The 17,554-nt window shown below is 32.9% G+C and carries 10 protein-coding genes; 1 reads left to right on the top strand and 9 read right to left on the bottom strand.

Annotated features, from left to right (window positions below):
- Positions 1 to 3 precede the first annotated feature (3 nt).
- The 7 genes from EAG11_RS22955 to EAG11_RS20105 form a co-directional block, all read right to left on the bottom strand.
- Positions 4 to 510: an endonuclease/exonuclease/phosphatase family protein gene (locus EAG11_RS22955; protein ID WP_371414611.1), complete on the bottom strand. Its 507-nt coding sequence runs from the start codon at positions 508 to 510 to the stop codon at positions 4 to 6.
- Between the two features lie 126 nt (positions 511 to 636).
- On the bottom strand, positions 637 to 2,379 hold the full coding sequence (locus tag EAG11_RS20130) for a cellulase family glycosylhydrolase (protein WP_129540752.1): 1,743 nt from the start codon (positions 2,377 to 2,379) through the stop codon (positions 637 to 639).
- A gap of 52 nt (positions 2,380 to 2,431) precedes the next feature.
- A complete protein-coding gene (locus EAG11_RS20125) occupies positions 2,432 to 3,901 on the bottom strand; it encodes a glycoside hydrolase family 30 beta sandwich domain-containing protein (RefSeq protein ID WP_129540751.1) in 1,470 nt (489 codons plus the stop codon).
- Between the two features lie 15 nt (positions 3,902 to 3,916).
- The gene (locus tag EAG11_RS20120; RefSeq protein WP_129540750.1) at positions 3,917 to 5,371 is read right to left on the bottom strand and encodes a glycoside hydrolase family 30 beta sandwich domain-containing protein; all 1,455 of its coding nucleotides are present in this window, start codon (positions 5,369 to 5,371) and stop codon (positions 3,917 to 3,919) included.
- A 146-nt stretch (positions 5,372 to 5,517) separates the two neighbouring features.
- Positions 5,518 to 6,402 (bottom strand): hypothetical protein, encoded by an 885-nt coding sequence (locus EAG11_RS20115; RefSeq protein WP_129540749.1) that lies wholly within the window; start codon positions 6,400 to 6,402, stop codon positions 5,518 to 5,520.
- An 11-nt stretch (positions 6,403 to 6,413) separates the two neighbouring features.
- A complete protein-coding gene (locus EAG11_RS20110) occupies positions 6,414 to 7,934 on the bottom strand; it encodes a RagB/SusD family nutrient uptake outer membrane protein (RefSeq protein ID WP_129540748.1) in 1,521 nt (506 codons plus the stop codon).
- Between the two features lie 13 nt (positions 7,935 to 7,947).
- The gene (locus tag EAG11_RS20105) at positions 7,948 to 11,106 is read right to left on the bottom strand and encodes a TonB-dependent receptor (RefSeq protein WP_129540747.1); all 3,159 of its coding nucleotides are present in this window, start codon (positions 11,104 to 11,106) and stop codon (positions 7,948 to 7,950) included.
- A gap of 349 nt (positions 11,107 to 11,455) precedes the next feature.
- On the opposite strand from EAG11_RS20105, the gene EAG11_RS20100 reads away from it, so the two are divergent.
- On the top strand, positions 11,456 to 14,326 hold the full coding sequence (locus EAG11_RS20100; RefSeq protein WP_129540746.1) for a triple tyrosine motif-containing protein: 2,871 nt from the start codon (positions 11,456 to 11,458) through the stop codon (positions 14,324 to 14,326).
- A gap of 50 nt (positions 14,327 to 14,376) precedes the next feature.
- On the opposite strand, the gene murF is transcribed toward EAG11_RS20100, so the two are convergent.
- Together murF and gldJ are read right to left on the bottom strand one after the other, a co-directional pair.
- A complete protein-coding gene (gene murF, locus EAG11_RS20095) occupies positions 14,377 to 15,660 on the bottom strand; it encodes a UDP-N-acetylmuramoyl-tripeptide--D-alanyl-D-alanine ligase (protein ID WP_129540745.1) in 1,284 nt (427 codons plus the stop codon).
- 65 nt (positions 15,661 to 15,725) lie between these two features.
- The gene (gene gldJ / locus EAG11_RS20090; RefSeq protein ID WP_129540744.1) at positions 15,726 to 17,411 is read right to left on the bottom strand and encodes a gliding motility lipoprotein GldJ; all 1,686 of its coding nucleotides are present in this window, start codon (positions 17,409 to 17,411) and stop codon (positions 15,726 to 15,728) included.
- Positions 17,412 to 17,554: the final 143 nt, after the last annotated feature.

The raw sequence follows: 17,554 nt of genomic DNA, 5'->3' as shown, positions 1-17,554 counted from the left end.
GCTCTAGACCTTTGGTTCTTGCCTCTTCCCCAATATGGTCAAGATGAGTATTAAAAACCCAAAATATTTTTTAGTTTTTAAATCCTTAAAAAGTGCATATGTACAAACTCTATTGTAAGCTGCATCCCATCCTTTCGAGATTACATCTGGAGTTTGTGAAAGCCAAAATGTATTGGATTGTTGCACTAAAAATCTATCTTTTTTATAGAATATAGAAGATGATTCGCCTTTACCATCTCCTTCTCGAGCAATACCTACATGATTGTAACTTGGTAATGCAGTTGCAATATCGTTAACTTGGTTTGGCATTGCTTCTTGTACTCCAAATACATCTGGAGCATAAAATTGTATTTGTGACGTGAAAAAATCTTTGCGGTTTGGCCATGCATTTTCTCCGTCTGAGGCAACATCTAAACGGATATTGTATGTCATTATTTTTAAATTTTGCCCATAAGTCCCACAAAAGGACAAAAATAATAGTAGAGCAACTAACTTGTTTATTCTTTTCATAATTAAGGTTTTTTAATCCATTATAGCTCCTGTTTAATCTGAAGCATCTCATGGGGAAACTAATCTAGCAAAAATATTAATTACAAATTCTTTTATATATTTTACTTTGCTTTTTTTTAAAACATTTTACTTCTTAGCTACCGTAAAATCTAAGTAATTCAAATTGAATCCGCCCTTATCAAAAACAACTTTTATCTTATTTTCTCCCTTTTTCAATTTTACTCCTGAAAGCATAATTGTTCTCCAAGTAGCATTATTTCCTGTTATTGGAAGAGTTTTTATTTCAGAAATTTTACCCATTTCGTTTTCCAAATGTAATTTTCCTTCTTCTTTTTCACTAGAATATCGAATAGCAACATCAAATGTTTGTGCTCCTTTTGTTATTACTGTAAATTGCAACCACTCCTCATTCTCGATAAAAGATACCTGATATCCATTTGAAGAATCATCTTTACAAGGTAAAATATCTACTCCGTCATTTCGCATAGCTTTTCCTTTATTCCATTCTTCAAATGTTCCCGTTTCTACGCGATAATTCACAAAATCTTTATCAGAGTAAGCAAATCCATTTGTTCCCAAATCATATTCGGTTGCAAATATCTTCCCTGGTAAAACATGTTTTTTATAACTTTTAGTGTCATTTGTACGTACTTGACGGAACATTGCGTCAAGTACGTCTGTCTTTATTGTGGTATTCTCTAATTTAAAATTTTCGGCTAATTGCATTAATGCTTTCTCGGCAAAATCCGGACTTGGTTTCTCTCCTCCATCTTTCCAATATAGACGTAGTTTTTCATATTCTGGCGTTTTGGTAACTGAAGCAATTCCTGCAATATTTTCAATTTTCTTCATTGGCCAAAATGCCCATCCTATATTATTTGATTCAAATAAAGAAATAGCATCTTTAAACCAAACATTCGAATTTTCGCCACCTTCTCCCATCCAGATCGGCACATTATATTGTTCTCTATAATCCAACATTTTCTGAATTGATGCAGTCGTATTATAATTCCAATATTTATGAAAACTCAAAACCATATTATCATCCCATAAAGGAAACATTCCGTTGTAATTATTCCCCCAACAATTTCCTTCAATAATAATCATGTGGTTTTTATCAACTTCCCGAATTGCTTTTGTAATAGAGACCTGAAGTTCACGCAAAGGCGCATTTGAAGTTTCATCACAGCCATTTTTATTTGTTCCTGTAAAATTCCAATTAGGCTCATTTATAATATCATACCCTCCAATCCAAGGATTATCTTTATAACGTAAAGCTAGTTTTCGCCATAATTCGGTCATTTTTTTACGATTGGCTTCACTTTCCCAAAGTGATGGTTTTGTATCATCATAATCTGAAATTGCGGCATCTTTACCTTGTCCTCCAGGTGCGGCGTGAAGATCTAAAATAAGATATACTTTATTTTCTGCACACCATTTTAATAGGTTATCAGTCATTGTAAAACCCTCTTCTATCCAAGTGATCTCACCATTTTTCTCTGCTTCAATTGGTGGTGTATATAAATTATAATGCATTGGTAAACGTATAGAGTTGAAACCCCATTTGGCTAACGAATCTATATCTCTTTTAGTGATCCCATTGGCTCGATATGCCTTGTAAAACTCTTCCGTTTTTTCAATTCCTATCAAATCAGTTATTTTTTGTTTTATTACATATTGCGGACTTGCAAATGGTTCGGTCTGAATCATGTACCCTTCCTGAACCATCCATCCGCCTAATCCTAATCCTCTTAACACTATATTATTTCCTTGTCCATCTACAATGTTTTTCCCGTTTTGTCGCAAAAATCCTTGTCCATACGATGTCAATGAAAACAATACTAATAATGGGAATATTATTTTTTTCATATAGCTGTTTTTATTTATTCAATCTCTAAATGATGCTTATTATTAACTACTATTATTTCCAAGTATAAGTCCCAACTGAACCTCCGTCCAATGATGTTGTAACCCACTTTCCGTTAAATTTTATATTGAATATCTCGCTGGTATCTCCATCGTTTTCTACGATTAAAACTTTTTTACCTGCTGGAGTGACAAAAGCTACGTTTTGCAAATTCCCACTTATATTACTCGAGATTCTTACTGAACCTACTGGAACAAATTTTGAAGCATGAGCTATAATATAATACGCCACGTTTCGATTAAAAGAGTCATTGGAATTAACTGTTAATGCCCCTTTGCAGGTGGTGCAACCTCCTTGTGTATGTGGTGCAAAAGATCCGTCGTTTGCTAAATTCCATTCTAATGCATTTTTACTCCAATTACGCATTGACCCAATAATTACATTTTTAAGATGCCATTTTAAATCTCCTTTAAATTCTCCTGTTGATGAGGTAAACTGTTCTGTGAAGTATAGATTTTTATTTGGGAAAGCATTATGAACTGTTGAAAGAGCATTTATATTTCCAGCATATAAATGAAATGCTGATCCATCTACAAAAGGGCTAGCAATAGGGTCTCCAAGAATTGTCATTGCATATTGTATATTATCGCAATTATGATCGTAAGCAATAATCTTAGTTGTGATATTAGCATTCTTAAAAGCTGGACCTAAATTATTTTTTATAAAATTGGCTTGCTCTATAGCTGTCATATGCATACTTGGGTTATTACCGTCATGCAATGGTTCATTTTGTGGAGTTACTGCATCAATTATAATCCCTTCGTTTTTCATTTGCTGAATGTATTTCACAAAATATTTTGCATACACATCATAATATTGTGTTTTTAGACTTCCTCCAACAAAACTATCTTTGTCTTTCATCCAAAGTGGTGCTGACCAAGGGGTTGCTAAAATTTTAATATTTGGATTAATTGCTAAAATTTCTTTCAAAAGTGCTATTACCCCATTCTTATCAGGATCTAGACTAAACTTGATCAAATCAAGATCTGTATCTCCTTTTGGCAAATCATTATAGGTAAAAGGCGCAGCATTTAAATCTGATGCTCCAATACTTATTCTTATGTAGCTTATTGAAATCGATGTTTCGGTCGAACCAAACAATTCTTGCAAAAGATCCTTTTTTTTCTGAGTCGTTAATTGATTAATTACGGTAGCACTCCCTCCTGTTAAGGTATAACCGAAACCATCGATTGTTTGGTATTTTTGAGATTCACTTACTTCTATATTTGCATATGAATTTGCTGTGGTGCTAAATCCAAGAACGCCGTTTTGTTTAGTAAGTAATACGGATTGGTCTCCTTTGGTTAGCCAAAAATCAACATCGTTTGTTACGGTAACTGGTGGATCTATTATAGCTGGCGGTGAATTTGGTGTAGTATCACTAGATGAAGAGCATTTTACCTGCAATACCACTATTGCAACCAATAATGTAGCTTTTATAATTTTATTTAAATATTGATTCATCTTTATCTTTTATTTTTAGTAAACTAAAGTTTGTATCGCACGAGCTGGTATTGTAACGGCTGTTTTTTCTGATGCTATAATTAAATTATAAGTCACACTTAAATCGGTTTGATTCATTACAACCGTAACCATTTTACCATCTGTGTTAAGAAATGATGTGCTTAGTAAAGAGCTTCTGCTTACTGCTGTACTTACTCTTTTTGCATTTGGGCGAATGAATTTTGAAAAATGCCCAATATAATAATAAGATGGTGTATAAATTAATTCACCAGTAGTTGTATTTGCATGTATTGGGGCAAAGCAAAAATTTCCTACATGATTTGGCCCTCCATTTTGATCTAAAAGAACATTCCAGTCTGTCCATCCCACTGTACCGTTATTAAAATCATTAATCATAGAAATTCCATATCTTTCTGCATTTGGCCAAAATTGATACTTCGCAGCGTCAAATTTTTCGACGCAACCTTCAGTAAACATTAGCTTTTTATCAGGATAATCTTGATTCACTTGTTTTACATTATCAAACATTGGCGCTCCGCCTGTCCAGGTTTCATACCAATGAAATCCCATTCCCCAAACATATTTTGATGCTTCGGGATCTGAATAAATCACATTAGCTCTTTGGTTCATTAAATCACGATTATGGTCCCAAGCAATAATTTTTTTATCGCCTAAACCTGCTTTTTTCATTGTTGGACCTAGAAAATTTTTAATAAAATCTCTCTCTGCTTCTGCCGAATAAATACACGATTCCCATGTTTGCGTTGCCATTGGCTCATTCTGAACCGATGTTCCCCAAATAGGCATTCCCTCTTTTTCGTATGCTTGTATAAATTTCACATAATAATTTGCCCAAGCCTGATTGTATTCGGGCAATAAAGTTCCTCCTTTTAACATGTCTTTATTGCTTTTCATAAATGCTGGCGGACTCCAGGGTGCCACATATAAAACCAAATTATTATTAGCTGTTTTCATAGCCTCTTTAATCATTGGTATGCGGTATTGCCTATCATGATTAATATTAAACGTTTTTAAATCTTTATCTCCTTCTTCTACATAAGTGTAACTTTCGCTGCTAAAATCAGAACTATGTATTGTTGTTCTTAGCAGTGAATAGCCTATCCCATTTTGAGTATCGTAATACGCTTTTAAAAATTCAACTTGTTTTTCTTTCGACAATTTGGCAAAAACCTCAGCACTTGCGTCAGTAATAGCACCTCCAATTCCCATAAAAGTCTGAAAAGTCTTTTTAGGTTCTACAAAAACGGCTATTTCGGTTTCCAAAGGCTGTTTCGATGCTGAAAAAACTAAGCTAGCTGTTGGTGTTATTCTTAATTTTGAATTGTCTGCTGTTGTATAAACTGTGATTTTTTTCCCTTTTGTTGTAAACTCTTGCTTATTTTTTTGTTGTTGCGAAAATGCTGTCAACGTAATCAATAAGCAAAAAATCTTATAGCTGTTTTTTTTCATTATTTAATTTTTAATACGCAAATTCTAATGGCATTTTCAATGTCAATAAAATAAACTTTTAATATCTAAATGATTTAAAAATAGCCCATAGTCATAAAGAATATGGGCTATTCTACTACCTAACTTAAAACCAATTCAATTCTTAATTATTTTCCTCTTAACTCAATATCAGTCACAGTAATTCCACTTGGAGTAAAAACACTTCCACCGCTACGAATTAACAAATAGATTTTACCTGTTTCAGTAAATTTCACGACATTACTCACTGTTCCTGTTACACTATTTTTAGTACATCCTACAATAGATAACATTCCTGAAAAAGCAGTTTTTGCACAACCATCCCATGTGCTCAATCCCATCACTTTATTATCTTTATATTCAACACCCGAAACTGGCATCGATTTTCCTGCATATACTTCAAACCAGGTATCACTAGATCCACTTGAACTAGAAACTAACATATCAATTGTATATTCTTTATCTTTTACAACATCTATCGCTTGATAGATTGCTTCCTGAGCCCATCCTCCTGAAGAATGAATTGTTGCGCTGCTATTTGCAAAAGACCAAAAGGCTTCTCCTTTCGTATTAAGATTTAAAATTGTCCATTGTGCCTGATCTGTAGCATTAGAAAAATTACCTCCTTTTACTAGATTTCCTTTCTCTGGATCTGAAGTCGCTACGACAATTTCTTTGGTAGCAATATTAGTCGTTCCACCGCGACCTACAGCAGTATGTTCTACTGTATATTTTCCTGCATCTGGTAAAGAAATTTCAAGTACCATTTTTCCAAAATATTCTGTTTTACCTACTTTCCAATAGGAATTTAGAACATCTTTTTTTCCAGATTCTAATAAATACACATTTACTTTTCCTGCTACTGGTGTAATTGTAAATGAAGGATCTACGTTTAGATCTGATAATCCATTCCCCATTCCTGCTGTATCTGGCTCACAACTTGTTAGTGAACCTAATGTTACTAAAACAAATAGTAGGTATATGCCCTTTTTAAAAATTATATTTAAACTCATATGATTTTTATTTAATTGTTATAATTAGGATTTTGAACAATTTCAGTATTTTCTAATTCTTTAATAGGAATTGGCCAAATTTCATTTTTGCCTGGTATAAATCCTTTAAAAGCTAATGCAGCAGCAGCTCTACCTGTTCTTACTAAATCGAACCAGCGGTGTCCTTCTCCTGCTAATTCTTTTCTTCTTTCTAACATAATCGCATCCATAGAAACTGGAACTGATCCTAAACCTACACGTGCTCTCACAGCATCTAGTAAAGCTTGTGCTCTTATTCCTGTAGCCCCCAATGCTTCTGCTTCCATTAAATAAGTATCTGCTAAACGAATCGCATATACATCTTGTTTATAATTTAAATCTGCTGAACCTCCTCCAGTAGAAATATCAGATTTTAAAGGCATGAATTTTTTCAAAAAATATCCTGTATCTTCATAATTAGGAGCCCAATCTGCTTGTTTAGCCGCTTTCAGTGCTTTCATATCAAGAATAGTAGCATCAAAACGAGGATCACCTTTTAATACATCATACAATCTCTGAGTTACTGTATTAAAACTCCATCCCGCTACATAATCTGGTGCAGTTGAATTTACCAATCTGTTGTACCCTCTAGGCCCAATCATAATACAAACGGAGTTCCCCTCATCTTTACCACCACCCCAAAAGTCCCAATCGGCATTACTTTTATCAGTATGAGAAATTTCTATTATGGCTTCTGAATTAAATTTGTTACTTATCTTCCATAAATCCGCAAAATTGTCTACCAGTTTGTATCCGTACATACTTGTTCCTCCAGGAGTACCATTTACATCAAAAAATTCTGCTGCTGCTAATGTATCTTTTCCTTGGTATAAATAAACTTTCCCTAACAATGCTTTAGCTGCACCTTGTGATAAACGACCAGCTTCGTCTGTCTTGTTTGTAATTATAATCGGCAATCCCGAAAGTGATTCTTTCAAATCTTTCTCTATCTGTGCATATATTGCCTCTGGAGTTGCCTGAACTACTTTAAAAATATCAGCAGTTGGTATTGGCTCTAAAATCAAGGGAACATTTCTGAAAGTACGAATCAATTCAAAATAATAATAAGCGCGTAAAGCCTTTGTTTCTGAGGTAAACCTCGCTTTCTTAGCTTCATCCATAGGTACAGCTGGTAACTTTTGAAGCAATACATTTGCTCTAAAAATTCCTCGATAAAAATCATCCCAAAAACTACGAGGAATTGTCGATTGGGTAATCGAATAATCTGAAAAACCATGTATTCCTGCACCATCTGTGGCACCACCACCTCCAGCGTAGAAATCATCTGAACCTGCATTTAACATGCATATCATATTTTCAAATCCTTTAGACTGCTTACCAAGTATATCGTAAACAGCTACCAATCCCGCATATGCCTGCGTCTCATTTTTATAATAGTTAGCCTCTAGCTCAGTTCCTTTTGGTTCTACAGTTAAAAAATCCTCACTGCAGGACAAGACAGTAAAAAGTGCTCCACAAGCAAGTAGTGAATATTTTATATTTTTTAGTTTCATGATTCTTGTTTTATTAAAATTGTAAATTAACCCCTAACATTATAGTTCGTGCTTGAGGATAAAACCCTCTATCGATTCCCATAACATTTCCATCAGCATTATTAGCTCCAATTTCCGGATCAAATCCAGTATACTTAGTAAAAGTGAATAGGTTCTCCCCCGTTAAATACACTCTGGTTTTTTCTAAACCTATTTGTCCGATAACTTTAGTTGGTAATGAATACCCCAGCTGAATTGTTTTCAATCTTACGTAATCTCCTTTTTCAAGATAGAAATCAGAAGGATTATTAAAGTTTTTGTTTTTATCATCTGACGTTAATCTTGGGAAAGTATTTGATGTACCTTCACCTGTCCAACGGCCTAAAGCTTTCGTTTGATAATTAGAGTTTTCAATATCTAGCCTACGTAATCCTTGGAAAATTTTATTTCCTGCAGCTCCTTGTGTAAAAATTAATAAATCAAAGTTTTTGTAATCTAAATTAATTGTAAATCCAAAAGTATATTTTGGTATTGGACTGCCAATAAATGTTCTGTCATCTGCAGTAATTTTACCATCTCCATCTATATCTGTCCAACGAAAATCTCCAGGTTTAGCATCTGGCTGAATTAATCCTCCAGCTGCATTTTTATAGGCATTAACTTCATTTTGATTTTGAAAAATACCTGCTGTTTTAAATCCATAGAAAGATCCATAAGGTTGTCCAACCTGTGTTCTTGTAATATCATAAGTAGCCGCTTGATATTGCTCACCTGATGGGAGAAAATCAATTCCACGTCCCAGATAGGTCACTTCATTTTTTAGATAAGATACATTAGCATTTAAAGACACATTAAGTTGTCCTATTTTTTTACGATATCCTAATTCTAGATCGATACCTCTATTTTCCATATCAGCAACATTTCCTGTTGGATTCCCTGAACCAACATAACCTGGTAATGAAATTTCCTGTAGAATTCCTGTAGTTTTTTTAATATACCAGTCAAAAGTTAAATTGAAATCATTGAAGAAAGTCGCTTCTAAACCTATATTTGTCTGGCTTGTTTCCTCCCATTTAAGATCTGGATTTGATGGTGCATTAGGACTATTACCTATAGTTACAGATCCCGATGTTCCTATAGCATAATTACGGCCATCTCCTACTGTTGCTAAATATTTAAAATCTCCAATATTATCATTACCAGTTACTCCATAACCACCTCTAAATTTTAATTGATTTACAACCTTATTTTCAACCCAAAAAGTTTCTTTTGTTGGAACCCATCCTAAAGAGAATGAAGGAAATGTACCATATTTATTATTTGATCCAAATCTTGAAGACCCATCTCTACGGATGATTCCTGTTAACAGGTATTTCTCTTTAAAATCGTAAGTTAACCTAGAGAATATAGAAGTTACTCTATGCTCATTTCCTGTAGTAGCAGTAGCATTTATCTGATCCTTTGGAAGATTAAAGTTAAAAGAAGCATCTTTATAGCTATCAATCGGCAAATTAGTATAAGTAATAGTTGTGCCGCTATTTCTATTATCAACATAGGCACCTTGACCTACCAATACACTGAAATTATGATTTGCTATGCTTTTTGTATAAGAAGCTACATTCTCAATATTCCATCCAAAACCTTTGTTTGTATTTCTTGAAAGATTATTCAGTTTTGTAATATTATCTGAATTTAAATAAGCAACAGGTGTAAAATTCTCAAACCCCCAATAGGCTAATTTACCTCCTAATGTAGTTCTGAATTTTAAGCCTTTTATTAGCTCAACTTCCATATAGGCATTTCCAACAAAATTATCTGCCCAATCATAATTCCCTAGTCTAGTTTGCGTATAAGCCAATGGATTAGACATCTCTCGGGTAACTATTGTCGAAACTCCATAAGGATTCCCATTAGGATCTCTTATAATTCCTTTACCATCGGAAATACCAACAGAATATGGTGGTAAAGCAGCCATATTAGGATCAGTCACGATTGCAGGAGTAATTGGATCTAAATTGATCGCTGATGCCAAGGGCCCGCCGTATAAACTATTTGTATTTCCTAATCCTGTTGTTTTCTCTCTCGAAAAACCTAATGTTTGACCAAAAGTAATCGACTTGGATATTTTGTGAGTTGAGTTTAAACGAATGTTCTTTCTATTGTATTTAGAAATATCCGTTGTTACTATACCTTCCTGCTCCAAAAGACCAAAAGACGCATAAAAAGTAGAAACATCATTTCCTCCAGATAGACTTAACTCCTGACCAATACGTGCTGCACTATCATTAAAAATAACCGATTGCCAATCTGTCCCTGCACCTAACGCATTAGGATTTGGAAAAGGCAATGCAAAAGTATCAGTTGGATCTTTTTTAACATACCCGTTTGCATACTTCTCATTTCTTAACGTTGCATACTCAGTAGCATTTAAAAGATCTAATTTTCTTGCTGCTGAAGAGAAACCAGTATAACCATTATAGCTAACACTCATCTTACCAGATTTCCCCTTTTTGGTAGTAACAATAATTACTCCAGCTGCTGCTCTTGCACCATAGATAGCCTGAGAAGCGGCATCTTTTAATACTTCTATAGATGCGATATCGGATTGATTTAAATAACCAATTCCACCAGCATCTACCACTACTCCATCAACAACCCATAATGGATTATTGTTTCCAAGTGTAGTTATACCACGCACACGAATATTAGAGGATGCTCCAGGCTGCCCAGAACTCGCAGCAATAGTAACCCCAGAAACCCTTCCTTGTAAAGTTTGCTCAACTCTTGATATCGGTAAATTTTCAATATCTTGGCTTCTTACCTTAGAGATTGCTCCTGTTACTACACTTTTCTTTTGTGTTCCATATCCTATAACAACAACTTCATTTAAAGCTTGTGATTCTGAACGCAATTGAACAATTATCCTATTTCTACCATTTATTGGTTCATTAATAGTAGTATAACCTATAAAAGTGATTGTCAATGCCCCATTAGAAGGTGCTTTAAGCTGAAACTTCCCGTCAAAATCTGAAGACGTTCCCTTTCCTGTTCCTTTTATTACAACAGATGCTCCTGGTACTGGCATACCATTTTCATCATTAACTATTCCGTTTACGGTAACGTCTTGCGCTTGAGCATAAACTGAGAATAGAATAGATGAAAAACAAAAAATAAGCAGTTTTATTAATTTCATTTTTCTAAAAATTTTGGTTAATTAATTAGTAATTTGAAACAATAATAGGGAGTTTTTTTAAGTATACTCAATTATCTATTACTACAAAAACACATCAAAACTAAAAAACGAACTAGACAAAAACACATCAAAAAACAAACAATAAACTATAAATCAATCATTTACAATAACAATTGTGCTATTTAAAAAAAATATAAAATTTAAATAAACACTACAGTCAGTATAAATCAATTACTTTAGCTTTAGCATGCTATATTTTCGAAAATAAAACGGCATTAAATCTAAAATTTTAAGAGTTTTAAAATAGTTTAAAAGCCAAATAAACCTTCAATTCTATTACAATATAATTATGAATTTTACAAAATTTAGACTCCTAATAGCTTCTTTTTTATTCTTTACAATTATATCATTAGCACAAGTTAAAAATATTGGGGTTCCAGATATTCAAAACTACAAACGAACAGAATACAAAGGAGCTACTCAAAACTGGGAAATTGATCAGGATAAGAATGGAAATTTATATTTTGCTAACAATAGTGGACTTATTCAATTTGATGGAGCATCATGGACTTTGCACCTCTTACCCAATTTTACATCAGTACGATCTGTAAAAGTTCACCCTTCTGAGAGAATATATGTTGGAGGCTATAAAGAGTTTGGCTATTTTCAAGCTGATCCTAAAGGAAAATTAAAATACACCTCTTTATCCAAACTACTTAAATCAACTAATAATCAGGAAAATGATTTTGTTTGGAAGATTCATATTACCAAAGAGGAGGTCATTTTCCAGTCGTTTTCTAGAATTTACATCTTCAAAGACAACAAAATCAAGACAATTCAAGCCCCTAAACGCTTTCAGTTTTCTTTTCAGCTAAATAACACCATTTACATTCAAGACAAAGCACTCGGATTATTAGAATATAAGAATGAGAAACTCTATCCTCTAAAAGGCACAACAGCATTAAACAATATGGAAGTATGGGCAATGTTTAAAATGCCCAACAACAAAATTTTAATTGCAACTCTAGAAAAAGGCCTCTTTATTTACAGTAACGAAAATATATATCCATGGGAAACAGAAGCAAATACATTTATAAGAAAAAATAGTTCATTAGGTGGAGTTACCATAAAAGATAAATTCATTGTCTTAAATTCGGTTTTAAATGGCATTATCATATCCGATTTAAACGGAAAAATAATTCAGCATATAGACCGAAAAAAAGGCCTCCAAAACAATACTGTACTTACCTCTTACATAGACAACAAGAACAATCTTTGGTTAGGACTTGATAACGGTATTGCATTTATAAATGAAAGCTCTCCATTTACTTACTTTGGATTCAGTTACGATATTAGTACTGTATATGCATCCGTAATTCATGATGGTTACTTGTATGTAGCAACAAACCAAGGTGTTTTTTACCATACATGGAACACCGCTTTTAAAGAAGATGCTTTTTCACTTGTAGAAGGTACAAACACACAAACATGGAACATTCAGGTTATTGATAATGAATTAATATGTGCCAACAATAGAGGATCAATAATTATAAAAGGAAACAAAGCAGTAAAAACATTAGACAAAAATGGTTGTTTTGGATTCAAAAAAATTCCTAATCGCCCCAATTATATCATAGGATCTAATTATAATGGATTTGCATTATTTGAAAAAACAGCAAATGGTTTAAAATTTAGAAATCAAATTCAGGGATTCAACAAATCTTCTATTTTATTCGAACTTGATGTTAATTATTTATGGCTAAAAAAAGATGAGTTTTTATATCAAATGGAATTGTCCGAGGATTTAAAGAGATTCAAATCTATAAAAGTAATCCATAATTTACCCCAAGAAAAAGGTATTGGAAGTATTCAAAAAATAAATAAGAATCTTTATTTTCAAACAAATAATCAGTTCTATAAATACTCCAAAGAACAAGAGGCGTTTTTTAAGGATAAAAAAATGACTGCTATTTTTAAAGACATTCCGACTATTAATTCTCTTTCTGAAGATTCAAAAGGCAATCTTTGGTATGTATTCAATGAATCTTTAGGAGAGCTCGTTAAGTTAGCAGATGGAAATTATAAAAATGTTGTTGCTCCATTTTCAAACCTAACAGGCAATCTAGTAACCAACTATCTTTCCGTTAACACTATTGACCCAGAAAATATTTTTATTGGATTAACGAATGGATTAGCGCATTATGATTCTCAATTAATAAATAACACCGTAACAAAACCAAACGTTTTCATTCGAACCTTTACTTATGCAAACGATACTCTGATATATGGAAATCAAACAAAAATAAATGAAAAACAATCAATTCCATACGCTTCAAATCATGTAAAATTTACTTTCTCATCTCCCACGTACGAGAGCCTTGAAAACGTAGAATACTCATATCAATTAGAGCCATTTGATGAAAACTGGAGTAATTGGTCAACAATATCTGTAAAAGAATATACCAACTTGAGAGAAGGCAATTACAACATGAAAGTAAAAGTGAGAAATAGCTACGGAATACAGTCTGAAGTTGACATCATTCCATTTACTATTTCACCTCCATGGTACAGACATCCCTTCGCTTATATTACCTACTTTATACTAATACTAGTAGGCATCTATTTCATTTCTTATCGAATCAAAATGAAAATCAGAAAAAATAAATACTATGAAACGATAGAACAACGCAGGCTTTATTTAGAAAAGGAGTCAAAAATAAGACAAGAACAATACCAACTAGAAAAAGAAATTGAGAAATTAAAGAATGACAAGCTACAAATAAAAATACTAACAAAAGACAAAGAACTAGTTAACAACTCGCTACAAGTTGTAAAGAAAAATAAGATCCTAAACGGAATTATACATAAACTAAAAGAAATTGATACGGAAACATTTGACGAATCAACAAAGTTTCAATTCAACAAACTCAATAAAAGCATTACCAAGGAAGTAAATACAGATAAGAGTTGGAAAGATTTAGAAAAGCATATAAAAAATGTACATTTTGAATTCTTAAAACGCCTAAAAGAAAAATGCCCTAAAATTTCACCTAGAGAACTAGATTTAGCAACCTATCTATTAATGAATATGTCAACCAAAGAAATTGCTGAGATCATGAATATTTCGAATGGAGGAGTTGAGCTAGCCCGCTATCGATTAAGAAAAAAACTGGAACTAAACAAAAAGGAAAATCTTATTGGTTTTTTAATGAGTATTTAAACAAAAAATCCATCTGCGCAGATGGATTTTTTTGTTGTTTCTATAACATTTTAAATATAATTCAATGTTCTTTCTAAAGCCATCCCTCGAGAACCTTTAATAAGAATGGTCTGCTCATTAAAAGTTATAGTGCCCAAATAAGCTACGAATGAATCAAACGAATCAAAGAAGTGTAAATTCTCATTTTCAATTTTATGCTTATAAAAAGAAGGGCCTATAAAATAACAATTCGTCTTATTTTCATCTAATAATGAAGTTACAATAATTTTATGTTCAAGCTCACTTTCAGAACCAAGCTCAAACATATCACCCAGAATCATAATTTTATTTTGCTTCTTTAATTGAATAAAATTTTCGATAGCGACAGCCATACTGCTTGGGTTTGCATTATACGCATCTAGAATAATTTCGTTTGTTCCCTTAATCAATAATTGTGAACGATTGTTTTCAGGAATATAACTTTCTAAAGCTTCTTTTATAATCGAATCTTCTATCTTAAAGTATTTCCCAATTGCTACCGCAGCACTTATATTATTAGCATTATAAAGCCCTATCAAATGCGAAGTAATAGTTTGCTCACCGAAACCTAAAACAACAAAAGGATTAGCTGTAATCGTACTTATAACAACATCTGCATTGGCTTTTTTATAACCAAATGTAAAATTATTAATAGTTGTAGTTTTCTCTACTTGAATTGAATCATCAAGATTAACAAAAGCAATTTTATTATTTGCAGAAAGATATTGATACAACTCACTCTTACCTTCTATCACTCCTTCTATTCCGCCAAATCCTTCAAGGTGCGCTTTTCCAAAATTAGTCACATATCCAAAATCAGGTTGTGCCAATTCACATAAAAATTCAATTTCCTTTTTATGATTAGCACCCATTTCAACAATACCAATTTCGGTATCTTTAGTAAACGACAATAATGTTAATGGAACTCCAATATGGTTGTTCAGATTTCCAATTGTTGCTTTTGTTTTGTACTTCTTAGAAAGTACAACATTTATTAGCTCTTTGGTAGTTGTTTTGCCATTACTCCCTGTTAAGGCAATAATCGGTAATTGCAAATAAGCTCGGTGAAATTTTGCCAACTCTTGCAAAGCAATCAAACTATTCTCAACCAAAATCGTTCTTTGGTCGATAAAGTAAGATGCATTATCAATTATTACAAACAAGGCTCCTTTTTGCAAGGCCTCTTCTGCGAATGTATTTGCATCAAAATTATCTCCTTTTATAGCAAAAAACATTGAATTTAACTCTATCTTGCGAGTATCAGTCGAAACAGACTGGCATTGTAAAAACAAATTATGAATGTGAGCAATATCCATTTTAAAACAGATTTAAAACAATAAAAGCCCTAATCAAAGGGCTTTTATTACTATTATTAAATTTCTTAATTTCTAGGTGATTTTCTTTTTTCAGATTTAGGTCCTACTCTTGACATTGCACATCTGAAACCAATATAATCAGTTGCCATATCTTGAGGGAAATATCTTCTTTGAGCTGGATCTAACCAATATGCTCTATCTCTCCAAGAACCTCCTTTATAAACTCTAACATTATCATTTACTAAAGTTGTTCTTTTGCTAGACTTATCATATTTTCTAACCATGTTACCTAAACTATCTGTTGTTACATTATGTTTAGGAGAATTATACATAGCTTGTTTTGCTTTTTCTGCTGCAGTTTCCTCACCAGATCCACCAAAATCATAATACTTTGTTGATTGTTTATCTCCATCTCTATAGTTGATATTATCACTTGTAGAGAAGTTTTGTCTTAAATAAGTTTCTTGCTCATCAACTGGTACTTGTGCAATATCTCCAGGGAAATTTCTTGCAACAATTTTACCATTACTTAATGTATCGTATTTGATAGTTTCTTTAGTAACGATTTCTACTTTACCATCTTTACCAATTTTATTCTTAGCATAAAGGTTACCTCTAAAATAGTTGAAGTCATTTGCTTCATTATCAATAAGAGGTCTGTAAACATCGGCAACCCATTCAGCTACGTTTCCAGCCATATCATACAATCCAAAATCATTTGCAGGATATTTTTTAACTTCATTTGTAATATCTGCACCGTCATCAGACCATCCAGCTATACCACCGTAATCTCCATTTCCTTGTTTAAAGTTAGCCAATTGATCTCCTCTTGTTGCTCTTTTTGCAGAACGAGTATAATCTCCAGACCAAGGGTATTTCTTTTGTCCTTTATAAATATTGTATTCTCTTTGTCCAACATCAGCTGCCGCAGCGTATTCCCACTCAGCCTCTGTAGGCAATCTATATTCTGGTAAGATAATTCCAGAAGAACGCTGTGCGTAAACATTTTTAGGCTCTTCAGCAGTTTCCCCTTTTTTAGCTCTTTTTACTTTTTTTCCTTCTTTTAAAACAATTTCGTCATTTCCTCCAAATGTAGATGTTGGCGAAATTAAATATGTTTCTGTATTAAAGTTACTTTCAGCGTTAACATCATTTGTTTTAGCGCCTTTTTTAAGGTATCCTTTTTTCTCAAGAACAGCTTCGTTTACACGATTTGTTCTCCATTTACTAAATTCAACTGCTTGAATCCAGTTTACACCAACTACTGGGTAGTTTGCGTATGCAGGATGTCTTAAGTAGTTATTAGTCATTGTTTCATTATAACCTAAACGATTTCTCCAAACTAAAGTATCTGGTGAAGCTCCTTCATAAATATGCTTATAATTATCTTCTGTAGGTGGAAATACTTTTTTCAACCATTCAAGATATTCTAAGTACATCATATTAGTTACCTCAGTCTCATCCATATAAAAAGACTGAACGTGTTGTTGTGTTGGTGTATTATTCCAATCATGCATAACATCATCTTGAACTTTACCCATGGTAAATGTTCCTCCCTCTACAAAAACTAATCCCGGACCTGCTTGTTGTTTTTTATTAGAAACGTTTTGTGCTGTTCCATTAATACTATTAACGTCCCAACCCGTAGCTCTTGATGCACTTGAGCTAGATTTTTTACTACAGCTAGCCATTCCCAGAACCAATGTCATAGATAACATCAACTGTAAGGCCATAATTTTGTTTACTTTCATACTCTTTAGTAGGTAATAATTTAGGTGTTGCAATATAATAATTAAAATTAATTTGCAACATCAATTATAAAAACAATTATAAATATTTCATGTATCTGATTCTTGCCAAATCATCCCACATTATTCGAACGCAAAAATATACT

It is taken from the genome of Flavobacterium sp. 140616W15, assembly GCF_003668995.1.
Classification (GTDB): domain Bacteria; phylum Bacteroidota; class Bacteroidia; order Flavobacteriales; family Flavobacteriaceae; genus Flavobacterium.
This window is presented reverse-complemented; position numbering and strand designations above follow the sequence as displayed.

Bases quoted from the DNA above. Each gene is read 5' to 3' on its own strand.
- EAG11_RS20115 (WP_129540749.1), bottom strand. From the start codon at position 6,402: ATGAGTTTAAATATAATTTTTAAAAAGGGCATATACCTACTATTTGTT.
- gldJ (WP_129540744.1), bottom strand. From the start codon at position 17,411: ATGAAAGTAAACAAAATTATGGCCTTACAGTTGATGTTATCTATGACA.
- EAG11_RS20130 (WP_129540752.1), bottom strand. From the start codon at position 2,379: ATGAAAAAAATAATATTCCCATTATTAGTATTGTTTTCATTGACATCG.
- EAG11_RS20110 (WP_129540748.1), bottom strand. From the start codon at position 7,934: ATGAAACTAAAAAATATAAAATATTCACTACTTGCTTGTGGAGCACTT.
- murF (WP_129540745.1), bottom strand. From the start codon at position 15,660: ATGGATATTGCTCACATTCATAATTTGTTTTTACAATGCCAGTCTGTT.
- EAG11_RS22955 (WP_371414611.1), bottom strand. From the start codon at position 510: ATGAAAAGAATAAACAAGTTAGTTGCTCTACTATTATTTTTGTCCTTT.
- EAG11_RS20100 (WP_129540746.1), top strand. From the start codon at position 11,456: ATGAATTTTACAAAATTTAGACTCCTAATAGCTTCTTTTTTATTCTTT.
- EAG11_RS20105 (WP_129540747.1), bottom strand. From the start codon at position 11,106: ATGAAATTAATAAAACTGCTTATTTTTTGTTTTTCATCTATTCTATTC.
- EAG11_RS20125 (WP_129540751.1), bottom strand. From the start codon at position 3,901: ATGAATCAATATTTAAATAAAATTATAAAAGCTACATTATTGGTTGCA.
- EAG11_RS20120 (WP_129540750.1), bottom strand. From the start codon at position 5,371: ATGAAAAAAAACAGCTATAAGATTTTTTGCTTATTGATTACGTTGACA.